The sequence below is a fragment of the Kitasatospora sp. NPDC127035 genome, assembly GCF_042726075.1.
Classification (GTDB): Bacteria; Actinomycetota; Actinomycetes; order Streptomycetales; family Streptomycetaceae; genus Kitasatospora.
Genome location: NZ_JBHXDN010000065.1, coordinates 19,357 through 37,374 on the forward strand (window position 1 = coordinate 19,357; position 18,018 = coordinate 37,374).

13 protein-coding genes are annotated in these 18,018 nt (G+C 73.6%); 8 read left to right on the forward strand and 5 right to left on the reverse strand.

The window, feature by feature from the left end; genetic code table 11:
* Nucleotides 1-8: 8 nt before the first annotated feature.
* The 3 genes from ACFWIC_RS32430 to ACFWIC_RS32440 all read right to left on the reverse strand — a co-directional run bounded on the left by ACFWIC_RS32430 (nt 9) and on the right by ACFWIC_RS32440 (nt 3,577).
* Nucleotides 9-1,865 (reverse strand): acyl-CoA dehydrogenase, encoded by a 1,857-nt coding sequence (locus tag ACFWIC_RS32430; RefSeq protein ID WP_380520659.1) that lies wholly within the window; start codon nt 1,863-1,865, stop codon nt 9-11.
* A 215-nt stretch (nt 1,866-2,080) separates the two neighbouring features.
* Nucleotides 2,081-2,335, reverse strand: coding sequence for a hypothetical protein (locus ACFWIC_RS32435; RefSeq protein WP_380520660.1), 255 nt, complete (start codon nt 2,333-2,335; stop codon nt 2,081-2,083).
* A gap of 372 nt (nt 2,336-2,707) precedes the next feature.
* On the reverse strand, nt 2,708-3,577 hold the full coding sequence (locus tag ACFWIC_RS32440; RefSeq protein ID WP_380520661.1) for an LLM class flavin-dependent oxidoreductase: 870 nt from the start codon (nt 3,575-3,577) through the stop codon (nt 2,708-2,710).
* 243 nt (nt 3,578-3,820) lie between these two features.
* On the opposite strand from ACFWIC_RS32440, the gene ACFWIC_RS32445 reads away from it, so the two are divergent.
* Nucleotides 3,821-4,831, forward strand: coding sequence for an alpha/beta hydrolase (locus tag ACFWIC_RS32445; protein ID WP_380520662.1), 1,011 nt, complete (start codon nt 3,821-3,823; stop codon nt 4,829-4,831).
* 126 nt (nt 4,832-4,957) lie between these two features.
* Here the strand turns inward: ACFWIC_RS32445 and ACFWIC_RS32450 are convergent, their stop codons facing one another.
* Complete coding sequence (locus ACFWIC_RS32450) at nt 4,958-5,662, reverse strand: TetR/AcrR family transcriptional regulator (protein ID WP_380520663.1); 705 nt, start codon at nt 5,660-5,662, stop codon at nt 4,958-4,960.
* 106 nt (nt 5,663-5,768) lie between these two features.
* Between ACFWIC_RS32450 and ACFWIC_RS32455 the strand changes: the two genes are divergently transcribed.
* From ACFWIC_RS32455 to ACFWIC_RS32485, 7 genes are all read left to right on the forward strand, one after another.
* Nucleotides 5,769-6,500 carry a DUF4386 family protein gene (locus ACFWIC_RS32455; protein WP_380520664.1) on the forward strand — a complete coding sequence of 244 codons (732 nt, stop codon included), beginning with the start codon at nt 5,769-5,771 and terminating at the stop codon, nt 6,498-6,500.
* 144 nt (nt 6,501-6,644) lie between these two features.
* Complete coding sequence (locus ACFWIC_RS32460) at nt 6,645-7,592, forward strand: NAD-dependent epimerase/dehydratase family protein (RefSeq protein ID WP_380520665.1); 948 nt, start codon at nt 6,645-6,647, stop codon at nt 7,590-7,592.
* Between the two features lie 962 nt (nt 7,593-8,554).
* Nucleotides 8,555-10,912 (forward strand): protein translocase subunit SecD, encoded by a 2,358-nt coding sequence (gene secD / locus ACFWIC_RS32465; protein ID WP_380520666.1) that lies wholly within the window; start codon nt 8,555-8,557, stop codon nt 10,910-10,912.
* 481 nt (nt 10,913-11,393) lie between these two features.
* Nucleotides 11,394-14,183 (forward strand): hypothetical protein, encoded by a 2,790-nt coding sequence (locus tag ACFWIC_RS32470; protein WP_380520667.1) that lies wholly within the window; start codon nt 11,394-11,396, stop codon nt 14,181-14,183.
* Nucleotides 14,184-14,635: 452 nt separating this feature from the next.
* Nucleotides 14,636-15,544, forward strand: a complete 909-nt coding sequence (locus ACFWIC_RS32475) for a Crystal protein ET79 (RefSeq protein WP_380520668.1) — start codon at nt 14,636-14,638, stop codon at nt 15,542-15,544.
* Nucleotides 15,545-15,884: 340 nt separating this feature from the next.
* Complete coding sequence (locus ACFWIC_RS32480; protein ID WP_380520669.1) at nt 15,885-16,502, forward strand: hypothetical protein; 618 nt, start codon at nt 15,885-15,887, stop codon at nt 16,500-16,502.
* A gap of 62 nt (nt 16,503-16,564) precedes the next feature.
* Nucleotides 16,565-17,215 carry a hypothetical protein gene (locus tag ACFWIC_RS32485; RefSeq protein ID WP_380520670.1) on the forward strand — a complete coding sequence of 217 codons (651 nt, stop codon included), beginning with the start codon at nt 16,565-16,567 and terminating at the stop codon, nt 17,213-17,215.
* A 146-nt stretch (nt 17,216-17,361) separates the two neighbouring features.
* On the opposite strand, the gene ACFWIC_RS32490 is transcribed toward ACFWIC_RS32485, so the two are convergent.
* A complete protein-coding gene (locus ACFWIC_RS32490; RefSeq protein ID WP_355404821.1) occupies nt 17,362-17,703 on the reverse strand; it encodes a hypothetical protein in 342 nt (113 codons plus the stop codon).
* Nucleotides 17,704-18,018 lie beyond the last annotated feature (315 nt).

Sequence of the window (18,018 nt, forward strand, 5' to 3'; positions counted from 1 at the left end):
ATCCTCCGTCAGGCGCCCACGGTGAGGTCCCCGTGGGCAGGTGCGTCCTCGAAGGCCTCCTGGTAGTCGGCGTTGGCGATCGGACGCAGGGCGAAGAATCGTTCCGGCAGATCGAAGGCGTCGACCAGGGTGAGGGACTGGTCGGCGAGCCGGGCGATGGCCTGCTCGATCAGGTCGGGCAACTCGTCGAGCCGGGCGGCCGTCAGGTGCCGCTCACCGTGCAGCGTGCCGCTGCGGGCCTGGAGACGCCGCAGGGTGAACACGAGGTGCAGGTCCAGGAGCGCCGCGCGGGCCTGCGGATCGGTGGCGCGCACCGCCCAGGCCAGCAGGGCGGCCCCGGCCTGGTGCTCGGCCCGGGCGGTGACGGCGTCCAGGGCGGCGGGAGCGGCGGCGTTCCAGCGGCGCAGGCCGTCGCCGGCGGGTGCCTCGCGAAGCCGGGCCCGCGCGCGGACCAGCAGGAGGTGCTCGGCGGTCTGCAGCAGTCTCTGACGGACGGCCGGGTCGCTCAGGCTGCCCTCGGTGGCGCCGACCGGCGGCGGATCCCGGTCGAGCAGCAGTTCGGCCCCGGTCTTCGCCCAGAGCGCGAGGTTGTCACCTTCGGCGGTGATCGTCCCTTCGACGTCGATGGCCGCGGAAACGATTCCGTTGACGGGGAGGAGGCCCTGGGCCCCGCAGCGCTCACGGCACTCGATCAGCAGGGCACGCGCCTGCCAGGTGATCCAGCCCTTCGCCACGGCGACCTGGCGTTCCGCGACGGTGACGGCCTCCGGGTCCGTGCGGTCGCGCTCGGCCCACCGGGCGGTCGCCACCCGGTGCAGTGCCGTCATCGCGTAGGCGGTGGCGAGCCCTTCGACCAGCGGACCGTGGTGGGTGCGGTGCGCCCACACGGGTACCCGGCGGTCCGGCCGGGCACCGGTCACCCGGCGGTGGTGGGCATAGCGGACGGCGGTGGCCAGCGCGGCCCGGGCGGCGCCGATCCCGCTGGCGCTCATGCAGAGCTTGCCGAGGGTGACCCGGCCGATTCCGGTGAGGAACCGTTTCCGCTTGCTGCCCACCGCGCTGGTGAAGGTGCCGTCGTCCGCGAGCCGGCCCTGCTCGCCGGTCAGCAGCGCCTCGTACGGCAGGCGGACCTGGTCGAAGGAGGTCAGGCAGTGGTCCACCGGACTTCCCGGGCGCAGCGGCAGCGGTCGCACGGTGATCCCGGGCAGGGTGCCCCGGTGGTCGGTGAGCGGGACGAGGAAGAGGAACACGCCGTGGTCGCGGCCCTCGACCAGCAGCCGCGCGGCCACCACGGCGGACTTGGGGCCGCCGGCCAGGCTGGTGTTGGGCATGAACTTCCGGGCGCCGCCGTGCGGGGTGTGCAGGGTGAACGTGCGGTCGGCCGGGTCGTAGGCGGCGGTGGTCTCCAGGGCGGTGGCGTCGTTGCCGTGCGCGAGCTCGGTGCAGAGGAAGGTGCCGATCCGGTCCATGGCGGCGTACTCGGTCAACGGCCGCTTGGGGTGGGGATCGTGGTCGAGCAGGCTGCCGAGGAAGAGATTGTAGTGAATGCCCGCGAGGACGGTGAGTGCGCCGTCCAGTGGGCCGGTCCACTCGTGAAGGGCCGTCAGCCGGTAGGGGTCGCGGGAGAGTTCGAAGGGATCGGTGATTCGGTTCAGACGACGCAGACGCCGGTAGGAGGCGTCGAGCTGGTCGGAGAGATCGGTCTCGTGCTGCCGGTGCATCGACGGGTCGGTGGCCAACTCCTGCCAGGGGCCGTGCACCTGGGCCCGGTCGGCCCCGAAGAGGAGATGGCGCAGCTCCGTGACGGCGGGGTCGGGGGTGCCGGGTTCGGCGTCGGCACTGCGGGTGCCGGGAATCGGGATCATGTTCTCACTAATGGCTCGCCCCTCGCGGATGACACGGTGTTGTGATCAAGGTCACCCGGGGTGGCCGTTCCCTGCCTGCCTGTGACCGCCCGCCCGGTCTGCGGACCGCAGGTCGAACGGCGATCCCCGCGCCCACCCGCTCCCGGTGGCGGGCCGGGAGCCCGCCACCCCGCGGTTCGGGTGACGGGCTGCCAGGGGTGGATCCGCGAAGCGGGTCAGTCCCGCAGGGCGAGCACCAGGGCCGGGACGGCGAGCAGGAGTAGCAGCCAGGGTTCGGCCAGGACGACCACTCCCAGGCCGGAGTAGGCCGCGATCTCCGCGGTCCGCTGCCGGGTGCGCCGACGCTTCTTCACGGCCTTCTTGTCGGCCTTCCGGTCCAGCTTTCCGTCGTGCTTCTCGGCGTGCGTCTCGTCGTGCGTCTCGTCGTGCTTCTCGAACGACTGCGCCAGCTCGTCTCGGTTGTCGAACATCGGGTCCTCCATCGAATGGTCGTGATCTGGTATGCGGTGCTGCGGTTGGGGAGTGGAGCCTCGGGGTGTCGGCGCTCGCGATCCAGGGGCCGTGAATCGGGCGACGCCGGGGTGCTCCTGTCGACGGCGGTGTCGGTGGTGCGTTCGGCGGTGAGGGGTCATGCCTGACCGATCATGCAGCAGACTAGGTGTGGTCAATCACTCACTCCCTTGCCCGATCGGATGGCCGTCTGCGGGCTGCCATCTGGTCGGACGATTGAACCTGTAGGAGTAGGGGGTTAACGTCGCCGTTCCGTTTGCTTGTGAGTAATCAACCACTCATTCTTTGGGGCGTCAACCCTTCAAGCGCTTCCATGGCGGGCACTGCGGTCCTCAGCTGCCGAGGGCTGCCATCACCTCGCGGAGCTGCGCGAGCGGCTCGGGACCGCAGATCCGCACCACCACCGTCTGCGCGCCGGCGTCCGCGAGCGTGCGGAGCGCTGCGGTGGCCTCGGCCGCCGTGCCCCCGGCCGCGAACGTCGCCGACTCCTCGCGCCCCAGCCACTGTGCGTGTCCCGCGACGGCGTCCCGCAGGGCCGGCGCCGCCGCGCCTCCCACGCCCACGAAGGTGAAGGCGGTGATCGTGTAGTCCGCGCCCGCGCCGCCGCGCTCCGCGGCGGCGCGGACCGCGCGCAGGTCCGCCGGGCCGTGGCCCTCGGCCACGAGCGTGCCCTGCGCGGCGCGGCCGGCCAGCTCCAGGGACTTGGGCGAGACGACGCCCGCAATCACCGGCGGCACCGCATCCTTCGCCGGCGGGTGGACCAACTCCACCCCGTCGATTCGCAGTTCACGCCCGTCCACGGTGACGCGCTCGCCACGCAGCAGGCCGCGCACCGCGTTCAGGGTCTCCTCCAGCAGCGCCAGCGGCGACCGCGGGGCCACACCGACCTGCTGCATCCACTCCCGCGCACCGTGACCGATCCCGGCCACCAGCCGGCCGGGGAAGACCCTGGCCAGGGTGGCCACCTCCATCGCCAGCAACGCGGGGCTGCGCAAGGGCGCGGGCGCGATCCCGATGCCGACGCGGAGCCGCTCGGTCGCGCCCAGGGCCACCGCCGCCGCCGAGATCCCGCCGTTCCACCCCAGATCCTCGACGACCCACAGGTCGTCCACCCCCAGCGCCTCGACCTCGCGCGCGAAGGCGGGCAGCCCGGCCGGGTCCCAGGAGCGGTCGTACATCACACCGATACGAAAGGCCGTCATAAAGGGTCAAGCTATAGGGCGGGCATGGTCGCCGCCTACCTCATGGTCCAGCCCACACCCGCACCGCCCGGCGCCCACCCACGCCGTGATCCCGGACAGGTCCTCGGCCCTCGGGTGCTACGGCGAGCTCCGGAGCGGCTGGCGGCGGGTGGTCCGGGCAGGAGTCCGCCCTGCGGAGGAGACATGACGCGACAGGCCGGTACGTCCCTCAAGAAGTCGGGGCCCGCTGCCGAGAAGGCGGATGTGACCTACTCATCGACGCGCCGTGCGCTGCTGACCGGTGCCGCCCTCCTCGCGGCCGGCGGACCATCGGTGCCGGCCGCCGCCTCGCCTGCCCGCACGACCGGCCGGGCCATCAGGGAACGCCAGGTGGACGACCGGCTGATCGAGCTGACCGTCGACTCCGCGGCCCTGGGCCGCACCGTCCCCGTCGCCCTCCTGACCCCTCGCGGCTGGGACCGCCGAAAGCCCGGCGACCGGTGGCCCACGCTCTACCTCCTGGCGGGCGGCGACGGCGACCACACCACCTGGGCCACCATGTTCAAGGTTCAGGAGCTGGCCGAACTCCACGACGTCCTCGTGGTCATGCCGGCCATGCCGCTCTTCGGTTTCTGGACCGACTGGTGGAACCACGGCCGGGCCGGCGGACCCCTGGTGCGCACCTACTTCCTCCGCGAAGTCATCCCCCTGGTCGAACGCGACTACGGCGCCGGACCCTGCCGCGCTGCGGCCGGAGAGTCCCAGGGCGGCTTCGGGGCGTTGGGCATGGCCGCCCGAATCCCGGGCCTGTTCGGCGCCGTGGCCGCCTTCAGCGCCCCCTTCCACCCCGTCCGCCACCCGGAGATGTGGCTGTCCGGCGCGGCCTACGTGGGCCTGGACGGCTACGCCATCTGGGGAGACCCTTGGAAGCAGTGGGACGTCTGGCTGGACTGGGACCCGTACTACCGGGCCGAAGGGCTGCGGAACACGCCCGTCTACCTCTCCTCCGGCGACGGCACGCCCGGCCCGCTCGACGCCGACGAGCCGGAGGTCCACATCCCCGGCACCGAGAAGTGGATCGCCCTGTTCCCCGACGACGTCGTCTCCGTCACCGAGGCCGCCTGCGGCTTCGAGGCCCGGGCGCTGGACCGCAGGCTCAAGCGCCTGGGGGCGCCGGTCACCACGCACGTCTTCCCCGGCACCCACACCGGAACCTACGGGTACCGCGAACTCCGCCACGCCCTGCCGATACTGCTGGACGCCCTCCGCCCGTAGCAGCACGGGGGTGCACCTTGCCTCCGGTCGTCGGGTCAGGCGAACTCGTGCGCGTAGGAGGTCGGTTGCGGCCTCGGCGACCCGGCCGATCCGGTGTGGGCGTGTGGGCCCGGTGGGGGCGGTGCTTCAGCGGGGGGCGGATGCGGGGGAGAGCCCGATCTCGGCGAGGAGCAGCCGGAGTTGCTGCTCGGCGAGATCGGAGGTCTCGTTCCTCAGCCAGCGGAGGTGGCCGAAGGCCTCAAGGACGGCGAGCCCGTGCAGCCGGGTCCAGGCTCCGAGGATCGCGGCCGCGGCGGCGGTCGGGAGGCCGGGGTGCAGTTCGGCGGCGTAGCGGGCCAGGGCCGGGTCGGGTGCGACGTCGTCGGGCAGGCGTAGCCGGCCCTCCTGCCAGGCCTCGACGAACAGGGGCGCGAGTGCCCCGCCGACGCGTCGGGTGGCGGTGCTGGTCGGGCCGTCCGGTGGGGCGGCGTAGCCGGGGACGGGGGTGCCGTAGATCAGGCCGAACTCCTGGGGGTGCTCGACGGCCCATCGGCGGTAGGCGGCGAGTGCGGCGAGCAGCCGGTCGGCCACGTCGGCGTCCGGGTCGGCGTCGCGGGCGTGTTCGAGGGCGTCGCCGAGCCGGTCGAAGGAGTCGGTGATCAGCATGGTCAGCAGCGCGTCGCGGCTGTCGAAGTAGCGGTAGAGCCCGGCGGGGCTCATGCCGAGGTCGGTCGCGACCGTGCGGAGGGAGAGCTGGGCGGCTCCGACCTCGCGCAGTTGGCGCAGGGCGACGGCCTTGATCTCGTCCAGGGTCTCGGCGCGGAGCCGTTCACGGCGGGTGGGTGAGGGCATGCGAACACTCTAGCAAAGTGCGACTGCCGTTTACATCGCGAACACTGCTCGCTAAAGTGCGAACACCAGTCGCACAGTGAACGCCACTCGCAAGGAGTTCGTGTCCATGTCCGTGACCCATCACCCGGTCCCTCTGTCCGGCGTCCCGCCCCGCGCCTTCGACCCCCGGCGCACGGCCGCCGTTCTGCTGGCCGTCGAGGGCCTCCTCCTCATCGTCCCGATCGTGGTGCTCGGAGCCGCGATCGGTTGGCCCGCGAGCCTCGACGACCCCGCCGCCATCGCGCTGCCGCGGCTGCTGGAGAACGAAGGTGCCGTCCGCGCCGGATACGCCGTCTACCTGGTCTACTCGGTCCTGTTCCTGCCGGTCGCGGTGTGGACCGGCAGGGCCCTGACCGGCGGTACGGAGAGCCTGCTCACGCGTCTGGCCGTCGGGTTCGCCGTCGCCTCGACCCTCGCCCGCACGATCGGCATCTCGCGCTGGCTGCTGGCGATGCCCGGCCTCGCCGAGACCTACGGCGCTGCGTCCGACGCGGCCGCACGCGAGGCGGTCGCCGTGCAGTACCAGGTGCTGAACGACTTCGGCGGCGGCGTCGGCGAAGTCCTCGGCGTCTCGCTCTTCGCGGTGGGCTGGCTCGTGTGCGCCTCGGTGGCCGCCCTGCGCGCCCGCACCGCACCGCGGTGGCTGCTGATCGCGGCACTCCTCACCGCGGCAGGTCTCGCCCTGCCGCTGGTCGAACTCGCCGGCGCCGATCCGGGCGCCGCCACCTCGATCGGTTCGGCCCTGCTCCAGCTGTGGTTCCTGGCCGCTGCCGTCGTTCTTACGCGCCGGGCCCGCTGACCTCGCCGCTCCTCGGAGCCCCGGCGGCGGCTCCCCTCGGGGCCGGCGGCGCGGTGGGACCCGCCCCGCCGACCTCGCCGCCGACGCCGGCGCCACCACCACCGAACCCGTCGTATCCCAGCCGTCCCATCGAAGGAGCGCACCATGCCCACCCCTCTGCACGTCGTCCTCGGCGCCGGCGGCGGCATCGGGTCCGCCGTCGTCCGCGAACTCGTGCGCGGCGGCCACCGCCCCCGCGCCGTCGGGCGCACGCCGATCGACGTGCCGGCCGGCGTCACCTCCCTCACCGCCGACCTGACCACCACCGAGGGCGCCCGCGCCGCCTTCGCCGGCGCCGCCGTCGTGTACCACTGCGCCCAACCCGCCTACCACCGATGGCCGCAGGACTTCCCCGGGCTCACCGACGCCATCGTCGAAGGGGCCGCGGCGGCCGGCGCGAAGCTCGTGTTCGCCGACAACCTCTACCGGTACGGACCGATCGACGGGCCGGTGTCCGAGGAGACGCCCCAGCGACCCACCAGCCGCAAGGGCGCCGTCCGCAAGGCGATGACGGACCGGCTCCTGCGGGCCCATGACAGCGGACGCCTTCGCGTGACCATCGGCCAGGCCGCCGACTACTACGGTCCCGGCGGTACGAACAGCGTCATCGGCGCCGCAGTGGTGCCGGCCGTACTCGGGGACCGGACGGTCTTCTGGCCCGGGCGCCTCGACGTCCCCCGTACCCTGCACTACCTGCCGGACGTCGCGGGCGCGCTGGTCCGGCTCGGCGAGAGCGACGCCGCGGACGGGCGGGCCTTCGTCCTCCCCGCCGCCCCGGCGCTCACCCCGCGGCAGTTCATCGAGGAGGTCGCCGCGGCAGCCGCCACCCGCGCCCGCGTCCGCGCGACCGCGAAGCCGCTCATGCGACTGGTCGGACTGTCCAACCCCGCCGCCAGGGAACTGGTCGACATCTGGTACCAGTTCGACCGCCCCTGGACCGTCGACGACGGGCTGTACCGCCGAACCTTCGGTCCCGCCGAGGTCACCACGCCGCAGGAGGGCGCGGCTGCGACGGTCGCCTGGTACCGGACCCGCACGGTGGCCCACGCCTGAGGGGACCCGTCGTCCTCGCCCCGACGTGCAGGTGCCGGGCCTGCCCCGGAGCGCACGCAGTCTCCCCACGTGCGGGGATCCGTCCGGCACGGTCGTCGTGCTGCGACGCGGGGCATTCGTCACGGACGGCGGTGTCGGCCGGGTTCTGGTTCGCCGAACGCGCCCGCGGTACAGGCCCGCCGAGGTGATGCCCCTGCGGCCCGCACGGTGATGCCCCTGCGCCCGCACGGCCACCGGCCGAAGGGGCACTCACCGTCGGCCGGGTGGACAGGAATCGGACCGCTGCACCGTCGGACGGCGTCGTCGCCTACAGTGAGTCACTCGCGGGAGGAGCGTGGTGAGGGAACGGGTGGTGAGAGCGGCCGAGCCGGGCCGTCGTGTCCGTCCGGGCACGGCGGTGGCGCTGCCGTGCGTACTCCTCGCCGTCTGGGCCCTGTGCCTGGTCCTGCTCGGTACGGCCCCGATCGCGCAGGCCGCCCCCGCGCCGGCGGTCCCCTCGGCCGCACCCGCCACCCCCGTGCCGGTCGGCCCCGCACGTCCGGAGGTCCGGCGAGGGCCGGAGCGCAGCGGCTCGGATGCCGCCCTGCAACGGACGACGGCCACGGAACCCGCCACGCGGTTGCCCGTTCTGCCGCCGGCCGTCCTCGCGTGCGCGTGCCCGGCCGGTCCCGCGCCTCTGACGGGGGCGTCCGCCCCGGGGCCGCGACAGGAACGGGCACCGCCCCACGGCGCGTACGACCCGCGGCTCACCCGCGGTCCTCCCTCCACCCGGAGCAGCTGACGTTCCACGCGCCCGCCGTCCCGGGAGCCGCGGCATGCCCGCGGCCCGGAACGAGAGGGATCCGGCCGTTCGACGCCGGAGGCTCCTTGCGGCGCGTTGTCCCCTAGCGTCCGCCCGTCCCCGGGAACGGCACCCGCCCGTCGGCGATGCCCGGATCCCGCGGACCGCCCGTGGAGAACCCATGTCCTCTCGTCGTGCCACGTTCTGGCGTGCGCTCCTCGCGCTCGCCGTCGTCGGCGTCTCGTTCTACGTCGCCCTGACCACACCCGCCCGCCTCGGCCTCGACCTGCGCGGCGGGACCCGCATCGTCCTGGAGACCCAGGACGCGCCCGGCGTGCGCGCCGACGCCGCCGCCACCGACCGGGCGCTGGAGGTGCTGCGCCGCCGGGTCGACGGCCTCGGCGTGGCCGAACCCTCGCTCGCCCGCTCCGGAGAGCGCCGAATCGTCGTCGAACTTCCCGGAGTCCAGGACCCGCGCAAGGCCGCCGAGGTCATCGGCCGCACCGCACAGCTCACCTTCCACGCCGTCACCGGCGCCACCGCAGCCGCCGACGGACCGGTCGGGTCCCCGGCGGCGGACGGCTCGCGGGCCCTCGCCGATCCCGACGTACCCGGCAGGCAGCTGCTCCTGGGCCCGCCGGCCCTGACGGGCGACGGGGTCAAGAGCGCCCGGGCGGTGCTCGACACCCGGTCGGGCAGCGGCTGGGGCATCGACCTCTCCTTCCGCGGGGCGGCCGCCGACACCTGGGCGCGCCTCACCGGAGACGCGGCCTGCGCAGGGCCGTCGGACCCCGCCGGGCGGGTGGCGATCGTGCTCGACGACCGGATCGTGTCCGCGCCGGGCATGCAGGACAGCGTGCCCTGCGGCCGGGGGATCGCCGGCGGTTCGGCACAGATCACCGGCGCGTTCTCGGCCGACGAGGCCCGTGATCTCGCGGCGCTGGTGGAGGGCGGCGCCCTTCCCGTGCCGGTGAAGGCGATCGAGCAGAGCACCGTCGGCCCCTCGCTCGGCGCCGAGGCGATCCGGGCCAGCGCTCTGGCCGCGGGCATCGGCCTGCTGTGCACCGCGATCTTCATCATTGCCGTCTACCGGCTGCTCGGCGTACTCGCCACCATCGCGCTCGCCCTCTACGGCCTGATCTCGTACGCCGCCGTGGTCGCGCTCGGCGCGACCCTCACGTTGCCGGGACTGGCCGGCTTCGTGCTGGCGGTCGGCATCGCGGTGGACGCCAACGTGCTCGTCTTCGAAAGGGCCAGGGAGGAGTACGCCAGGCTCGGCGCCCAGTCCCGTGGACAGAAGCGCGGACCGGAACGCGGACCGGAACGCGACCTGCGGCGCTCGCTGCACACCGGGTTCGCGAAGGCGTGGAGTGCCGTGGCCGACTCGAACGTGACGACGCTCCTGGCCGCCGGACTGCTCTTCGTCTTCGCGATCGGGCCGGTCAAGGGCTTCGGAGTGACGCTCTCGATCGGCGTGCTGGCCTCCATGGTCTCGGCCATGCTGATCACCCGGCTGCTCGCCGAATGGGCGGTACGGCGGCCCTTCGTCGCCCGGCGGCCGGCCCTGACGGGACTGGCGACCGTCGGCCGGCTGCGGGTGCGCCTGACCCGGCGACCGCCGCGGCTGATGCGCCACCGGCGGCGGTGGCTCGGAGTCTGCGCCGGGCTCCTGCTGCTGGTCCTGAGCGGCATCGGCGTGCGCGGCCTGGAGTTCGGGGTCGAGTTCACCGGCGGGCGGGTGGCGCAGTACACCGCCGCGAAGCACATCGACGCGGACGCCGCCCGTGCGGCGGTGATCGACGCCGGGTTCCCACAGGCGGTGGTGCAGACCACGGGCGACACGGGCGTGTCCGTCCGTACCAAGGAGACCGGCGACGACCAGCAGCAGCGGATCCGGGAGGCACTGACCGCCGTCACCGGGGAGGTGTCGGTGGAACGCGACGACCTGGTCGGGCCGAGTCTGGGCAGCGAACTGCGCACCTACGCCGTGATCGCGCTCGGGGTGGCGGTCGCGGCCCAACTCCTCTACCTCACGGTCCGGTTCCGCTGGACGTACGCGGCCGCGGCGGTGACGGCGATGATGCAGGACGTGCTGCTCGTCGTCGGCCTCTTCGCCTGGCTGGGCAAGCCCGTGGACAGTGTCTTCCTCGCCGCGCTGCTCACCGTGGTCGGGTACTCGGTCAACGACACGGTCGTGGTCCTGGACCGGCTGCGTGAACTGCGCCGCGGCGGCAGGTTGTCGAGCTGGCCGGAGCTCGCGGACCGCGCGGTGGCGCAGACGCTGCCGCGTACGGTGAACACCGGAATGGGCGCGCTGTTCGTCCTCGTGGCCCTGGCGGTCCTCGGTGGGGACTCGCTGACCGACTTCTCCGTGGCGCTGCTGGCGGGGGTGGTGGTGGGCACCGCGTCGACGGTGTTCACCGCGATGCCGGTGACCGTGCTGCTCCAGGAGCGGTACCCCGACCGGCCGCAGGACCCGGCTCGGCCGAGTGCCGGCCGAGCCGCGCCCGCACGCGAACGCAACGGGGCCGTCGTCTGAGCCGCGGTACCGGCCCGTCCTGACCGGCCGATCCTGACCGCCCGTTCGCGCGGCGGTCGACCACGGAGACTCCCGGGCCCCGGCGCACCGCACCCTGGCCGAAGCCGGTCACTGGTCGCTGCCCGGAGTCGGGGGTTTGTCCCGCCGGATCGGGGTGAGAAGGGGGTGGGGCGGTCAGGACAGGGCCCGGACGGCGAGAATCCCCCCTCCCGCCGTCCGGGCCCGCACCGCTCCGGCGCTCCGGGCTCGTCCGGCAGCGCGACCCACGGGCGGGTCGGCCCCTCGCGGGGTCGGCCCGCCGGTCCGTTTCCCGGTGGACACGGTGGACACGGTCGGCGACGTGGTCCTCGGATCCCGTGGCACCCCGCCCCCCTCCCGGGCACCCGGGAGCGTCGCCGCTGGTCGCACGTCCACCCGCGTACGCGGTTGTCGGTGGCGCGGGCTAGGTTCGTGATCATCAACCGGACCGAGTGGGGGCGCCGTGACCGACCGCGCAGACGAGACGATCAGCTGGGACGAGGTGCGCGCCCTCGTGGCTGCCCGGTTCCCGCACGGGGTGATCGACCGGCTCGGCCCGGTCCCCGCCGCCGAACTGCGTCACCTGCGGGCGCCGTTGCGCAAGCTCCGCACCGAGCTGGTGCGCGAGCTCACGGCGGGCGACCCCGGCCGGTACCGTGCCGCCTACGACCAGCTCGCCGCCCTGCAGTTCGCCGGGATCCTGTCCGCCGCGACCCCGACCGAGGCCCTGGACTGGCTGACCTCCCGGCGCCTGCTCGACGTCTCCTGGCCGCTGCCCGGCGGAGGCGCCACCAGCCCCGACCACCACGTCGTCCTGAGGGCGCTGCTCGTGCCGCACCGTGACGCGGCGTTCCACCGTGAACTCGCCGTGCGGCTCGCCGAATGGCTGCCCGCGCGAGGCGACGCCAACCGCTGGCTCATCGCCCACGGCCTCGCCGTCTGGTCCGGCGCCGAGGTCCCCACCACCGACGGCTACGTGATCGGCTGGCTGCGCGAGGGCGGCCTGATGCACTACCACCACCGCGAGATCGGTGAGTGGTTCGCCGACCAGGGCCTGCGCGAGCCGGTGCCGCACCACGACTCGCTGCTCTCCTGGCTGCGTGCGCAGCCCCGGATCGGCGAGTTCGTCCGTCGGCTCTTCGAAGTCCCCGACGTCGGGACCGAGTTCGCCGACCGGTACGCCGCCGTTCACGGCCCGCAGAACCAGTGGCCGACGGCGCTCACCGCACTCGCGGGCGAGGGCCTGTTCGACCGCGCCGAGTTGATCGACCTGTGCCTCGGTCTGCTGCTGCGCGGTGACCGACCCGGCAACCTGCGCGGATTTCTCCAGCTCCACACGGCACTGGCCCTCGACGCGGAGGAGATCCTCGCCCGGGCCCGTGACCACGTCCAGCTGGCCGTCGACGGTGCGCCGGGTGCGGCGAAGGCCGCCCAGACGGCGCTCGGCTCCGTGAACGCGCGGCTGCCGGGAGACCTGCTCGCCGAACTCACGGCCGGGGTCCTGGCCCGACCGGAAAAGGCCCTCGCGACCGCCCAGTTGGGTCAGGTCGAGGCCGCGCTGCGCCGTGACCCGGCCGCGGCCGAGGACCTGCTGCCCGCCGCCGTCACCGCCTTCACCCACCCGGCGCCCGCGATCCAGGAGCAGGCCCTGCGCCTGGTCGCGCGCTACCTGCCGCACGTCACGCCCGCCACCGCCGAAGCCGTGCGCGCCGCCGCCGACGGCCTGGGCCCCGCCCTTCAGCGCGACGCCCGCAGTCTGCTGGCCCTCACGGCCCCGAGCGCCGGGCCGAGCGAGGACATGCCCGTCGTGGCGGCGTACGGGGGCCCCGCCCCGCTGCCGGCCCCACCCGCCGACCCCCTGGAAACCGCCGAGCGGCTGAGTGCCGTGATGGCCGCCCGCCTGCCCGATCTCGGGGAGTTCGAGACGGTGCTCGCCGCTCTTGTCGCGGAGCACCACCGTGACGAGGCCGCCCTTCGCGACGCGCTCGCCCCCCTCGCCGAACGGCGGGACCGGGACCCGAACCGGCTGTTGGGCATCCGCAGCATCGAGGCAGCGCTCGGTTGCCTGCTCGACGCCCTCACCGGCCGTGCGAACGAGTCGGACCGGCATACCGCCACCCTGCTGGGCCTGCCTGCCTACGTCAGGACTCCGGCCGTGGCGCCCGTGTTGCGCATTCACGAGGCGGCGCGCCGGATCACCACCGCGCCGGTGCCGTTCCTGCTCGCGACGCCCACCGCGGGCGACGGCACGATCGACGGGGCCGTGCTGGTGGAGCGCCTCACGGCGTACCGGAACGCCGGTGCCCGGCCCTGGCCCGAGGACGTGGCCCAAGCGCTGCTCCGGGTGGCCCCGCACGCGCTGGCGGCGGTCCGCACCGCCGCCGGCGGGCTCGGCTTCGATCTGCCCGCAGACCCGGCGCCGCCCGCACCGCAGCGGTTCCACGTCCAGTCCCCGTTCCAGCCCGAACCGGTCGGTCCGCACGGTCGGCGCCCTCCCACCGTCCCGCGCATCGCACCGTTGCCCGTCGACGGCGCCGTCGTGGCGGACGCCGACGCCCCTGCCCACACCGACGACGCGGCGGTGCCCGAGGGTGTCACCGACCTCCTCCAGGCCGTCCCGGACCCCACCGAGCACGCCCGGTTCGTGGGCGTGCCGTCGCTCTCGTCGGCCGAGCTCCTCCACCTGGCCTGGTTGGCACCCTGGCACCCGGAGGCCGTCGCCGCGCACGGCCTGCCCTCCGTGGCGTTCCGCGCGGACCCGTCCGCTCCGCGGGGAGCCGACCCCCTGTTGCCCCGGTTCGCGGAGGCCCCGGGCGAGTTCGGACCGGTGAGTCACCTCCTGCTCGCCTACGGGCTGACCGCCACCCGTGCGGAGAGCCGCACCGCCGCGCTGGACTTCCTGCTGACGGCGACCGCACGCGGTCGGCTCCGGCCGGAGGTGCTCGGCGAATGGCTCGCGGCGCTCTGGCGTCTGTCCGTGGTGAAGCCGAACCGGATCCTGCCGGTCCTGGCCGATGCCGCGCGCAGCGGCGCGGGTCCGGCGGTATGGGCGACGCTCGCGGCCGTGATCACCGAGGCCGTCGACGAACCCGGGCGGCGCGCGCTGGCCGACGTCCTCGCCCTCGCCGCCGAGTGCGCGGCGGCCGAAGGCATCCGCACGACCCTCCCGGCCCTCGGCATCCTGGCCGGCCCCGCCGCACCCGGCCGCGTCCGAACGGAGGCGGCCCGCCTGGCCAAGATTCTTACGACGTGACCACATCGGAGGCGCGGAGGAGCGGAGTTGTGGTGGAGTCCCGTCGCACCCGGCGCGCACCGGACCGCCTCGGCGGCACCCGCAGCACGCAGCTGACGGGCCGGCCGGGGGCGATCGGGACGGTGCCGGCGGGCGTCCGAATTGACGGCCTCGGGACAACTCGTGGTTTTCCACGATGCTGTCGAATCCGTCGATCGGCAGAGTGGTTCGTGCAGGTACGCCGAACACCCGCCCTCCACCGGGCCGGGTGAGCACGGGTCCCGACGGATGTCCCTCCTCTCGCCCGTCGCGGCGACCGGGGCCGCGTACGCGAGCGTGCCTGCGGCGGCTCGCCTGCCGCGTTCGTACGGGAGTTCTCGGCAACGAGGACGCCCTCCGGCCGCGGCGAGCCGTGAACACCGCTTGCTCCCGTCCGTCATTTCGTACGCACCGACCGAAAGGTGACCGTTCCGATGACCACGAAGCGCTCGCTCCGATCCTCCGTCCCCAAGGCCGTCCTGAGTGCCGCCCTGCTGCTGGGCGGCACCCTCGCCACGGTCCCGGCGGCGCACGCCGCCGAAGCCGCCCCGACCGCGGCCCCGTCCGCTGCTCCTTCCGACGCCCCGGCTGCGGTGCAGGCGGCCCGCAGCACCCGCGTGACGTTGGTGAACCAGAGCGGTAGCCAGATGGTCCAGAGCTGGGAGAACCTCTCCCACGGGTGCTGGACCAACGGGGAGCTTCCGCTCCAATACCTGTTCGTCGGCCAGTCCATCACGTGGGCCAGCGAGTCCTGCGGGGCGCTGACGGGCACCGAGGGCGATGTCGGCTACGTCGTTGCCGGCGGAAGTGTCTCGATCCACTGGAACAACCCGTACCTGGGCTCCAACAGCTACTCGTGCACCGTCCCCGGCGGCTACTCCTGCGAGCGCACCGGTGGCGGCGGCAACAACGCCGAGGTCACGTTCCGGATCAAGGGCGGCAACACCCTCGCCGGGACGGCCGACGCGAACGACGACGGACCCGACGCCCTCCAGGCCGCGCGCAGCACGCACGTCACGCTCGGCAACAACACGGGCCACCAGCTGACCCGCACGTACGACAGCCTCAGCCGCGGTATCTGGAGCACCAACCAGCTGCCTCCGGGTGACATCCCGGCGTGGCACAGCGGCAGCTGGCAGAGCGAGTCGGACGGCTTCCTGACCGGCACGGAGGGCGAGGTCCAGTACAACCTCGCCGGAGTCGGCGCCGTGACGGTGCACTGGAACAACCCGTACGCGGGCTCCAACAGCTACTCCTGCACCGTCCCCGTCTACTACTCCTGTGTCCGCAGCGGTGGCAGCGGCAACAATGCGGCGGTGGGCTTCACGGTCTCCCGCGCGTAGGGCGGTTCACGCGAGGCCCGGACACGCGGGCAGGTGATCACCCCGGGCGCCCGGTTCCGCGCGGCGGCCGAGAGAGCGTACCCGGTAGGGGCGGGAGCCGGGTGACGCCGTGGTGGGTATGCCGCCGGTCAGGAATGACCGGCGGCATACCCGCGTCTGTGGAAGGGCGGAGCGCTTCGGCGTCCGCATGGCCGTCTCGCAGGCACTGTCGCCCGGCGGCGGGGCAGGGGGACATCCTCGCCTTCTTTGCCTCCCCTTGACGGAGGTGGTCGGAATCCACCAGGGTGTGGGCAACTCCCTCGCACCGCCGCCCCATTGGCACTCCCCATCCGGAGACGGCATGCGCGCATCCACCCGCCCGATCCGCCGCACCGGCCGTGTCGGTCTGTTCCTCGGCCTCGCGGCCGCACTCGCCCTCGGCGGCTCCACCCTCGCGCCGGCCGCCTCGGCGGCGTCGCCCCTGCCGAACGTCGAGCTGATCGTCAACGGGCGTTTCGACTCCTACCCGTGGATCTGGGACTGCGAGCCGAACGCCTCGCGGAGCACCGTCCCGCACCAGCACCACATCACCGGCCGGCCGACCGCCACCAGCTACGCGGGCTGTACGCAGAAGGTCCGGGTCCAGCCCGACTCCCGGTACACCCTGAACGCCTCGGTGCGCGGATCGTACGCTTTCGTGGGCGCCTCCGGCACGGGTGGCGAGAGCGCCGCCACCTGGTCGAACGAGAGCGAGTGGAACACCCTGACGGTGGAGGTCGCCACCGGTCCGGACACCACCGAGCTGACGGTCTACTTCCACGGCTGGTACGAGCAAGCCCCCTACAGCGTGCGCGGGGTGTCCTTCGTCGGTCCCGGCGTCACCCCGAGCCCGTGCGGCGAGCCGGACCCGCGGACGGCGAGCCCCGGCCCGGGGTCTCCCTCGCCCGGCGCGAGTTGCTCGCGCACCTACATTCCCTGACCGCCCGAGGACCCCCGCTCCCGCTCCCGCACCGTCCGGACACCCCCCACATCGGAGACGCCATGCGTTCGTCCAGTCGCAACCGTAGTCGCAACCGTAGTCGTAGCCGCAGTCGCCACGCCCATGGCGGAAGCCCGCTCGGCGCCGCCCTCGGCGCCCTCGTCCTCGCCGGGGCGGCGGCCTTCGCCGCAGGCAGCTCCGCGTCCGCCCAGCCGGCACCCCTGGAGTGGATGAGGAACGGTGACTTCGGGAGCCCCCTGGCCCAGGGCTGGTCCTGCGACGGCGACGTCGTCCAACTCGCCCGGGGCGTCGAGGGCCGGCCCGGCAGCCACGACTACGCCGGCTGCTTCCAGAAGGTCGCCGTCGTGGCCGGTACCAGCTACGACTTCTCCGCGTACGTGTCCGGCGCGTACGCCTTCGTGCGCATCACCGGCACCGGTACGGGCACGGGCGAGGTCCAGCTCTGGGCCGACGGGGCGGCGGACTGGACCGGTCTGCGGGCCAACGTCGCCATCGGGAACTCCCACGAAGTGACCGTCCACTTCCACGGCTGGTACGGGCAGGGGCCGTACCGGATCAGCCGCATCTCACTGATCGGGCCGATGTACCCGGACCCGTGCGCCACCGCCACACCCGGCCCGTCCGGAACTCCCACCTGTCTGCCGCGGCCGGTGGCACCCTCGGGAGGGCCTGACGCCCCCACGGGTGCCTGAGCGGCAGCGGGGCACGGGCCCAGGCTCCGGCGTAGTCGGCTGACGCCCGGTAGGTGGTGATCTGTCGGCTGGTTGACCGGCGCACCGGGATCCCGTGGGAGACCGGTTGCCCGCCCGCGCTGCCGTGCTCTTTCGGCACGGCCCGGTCAGGCAGCGGAAAGGTGCAGCTTGAACGGCGAACCGTTGGAGCTGGGCGTCCAGCCGTTCGACCGCGCGGCCCGAATGCCTGCGGCGACTTCGCGCGGCAGGACCACCTCGGACGGCAGCATGTTCGGTTCGAGCACGGCCGGCCGCCCGGTCTCCACGACGAGCGTCGTTCCGGGACAGGCCGCGTCCTCCACCATGTAGCCCAAGGTGATGCCGTCGTAGTCGCAGCACGGCTTCCTGCTCACTCGCCAGCGGTACTCGACGCCGTCGACGACGATGCGGCGGGAACCCTTCTTCGCCAGTGCCACTCTTTGCCCTTCGGCCTTCGACTGCTCGTACACGTCTGTCGCCAGTCTCCCTGGACAGCACCCGCATGTCACCGGGTTTGGCCCGGGACCGGTCACGCGAGGTGTCGCCTTCGACGCGGGTCGGCAGTCGGCGGACCGCCACCTCCGGACGCACTTCGGAGGCCGGCGGCGCGAACACGCGGGTAAGCACCCGATACCACACGCGGGTGGTACCCGATATGCTTCCCCACCTGGGAGGTGACTCCGACCGGGGTGGAAGCAGGGGCCTCGACAATTCTTCTTCTTGCTGGTCGTGGGCACTTTGCGTCGTACCTGACCGCCTGTCGGACACCGCACTTCATGACGTGA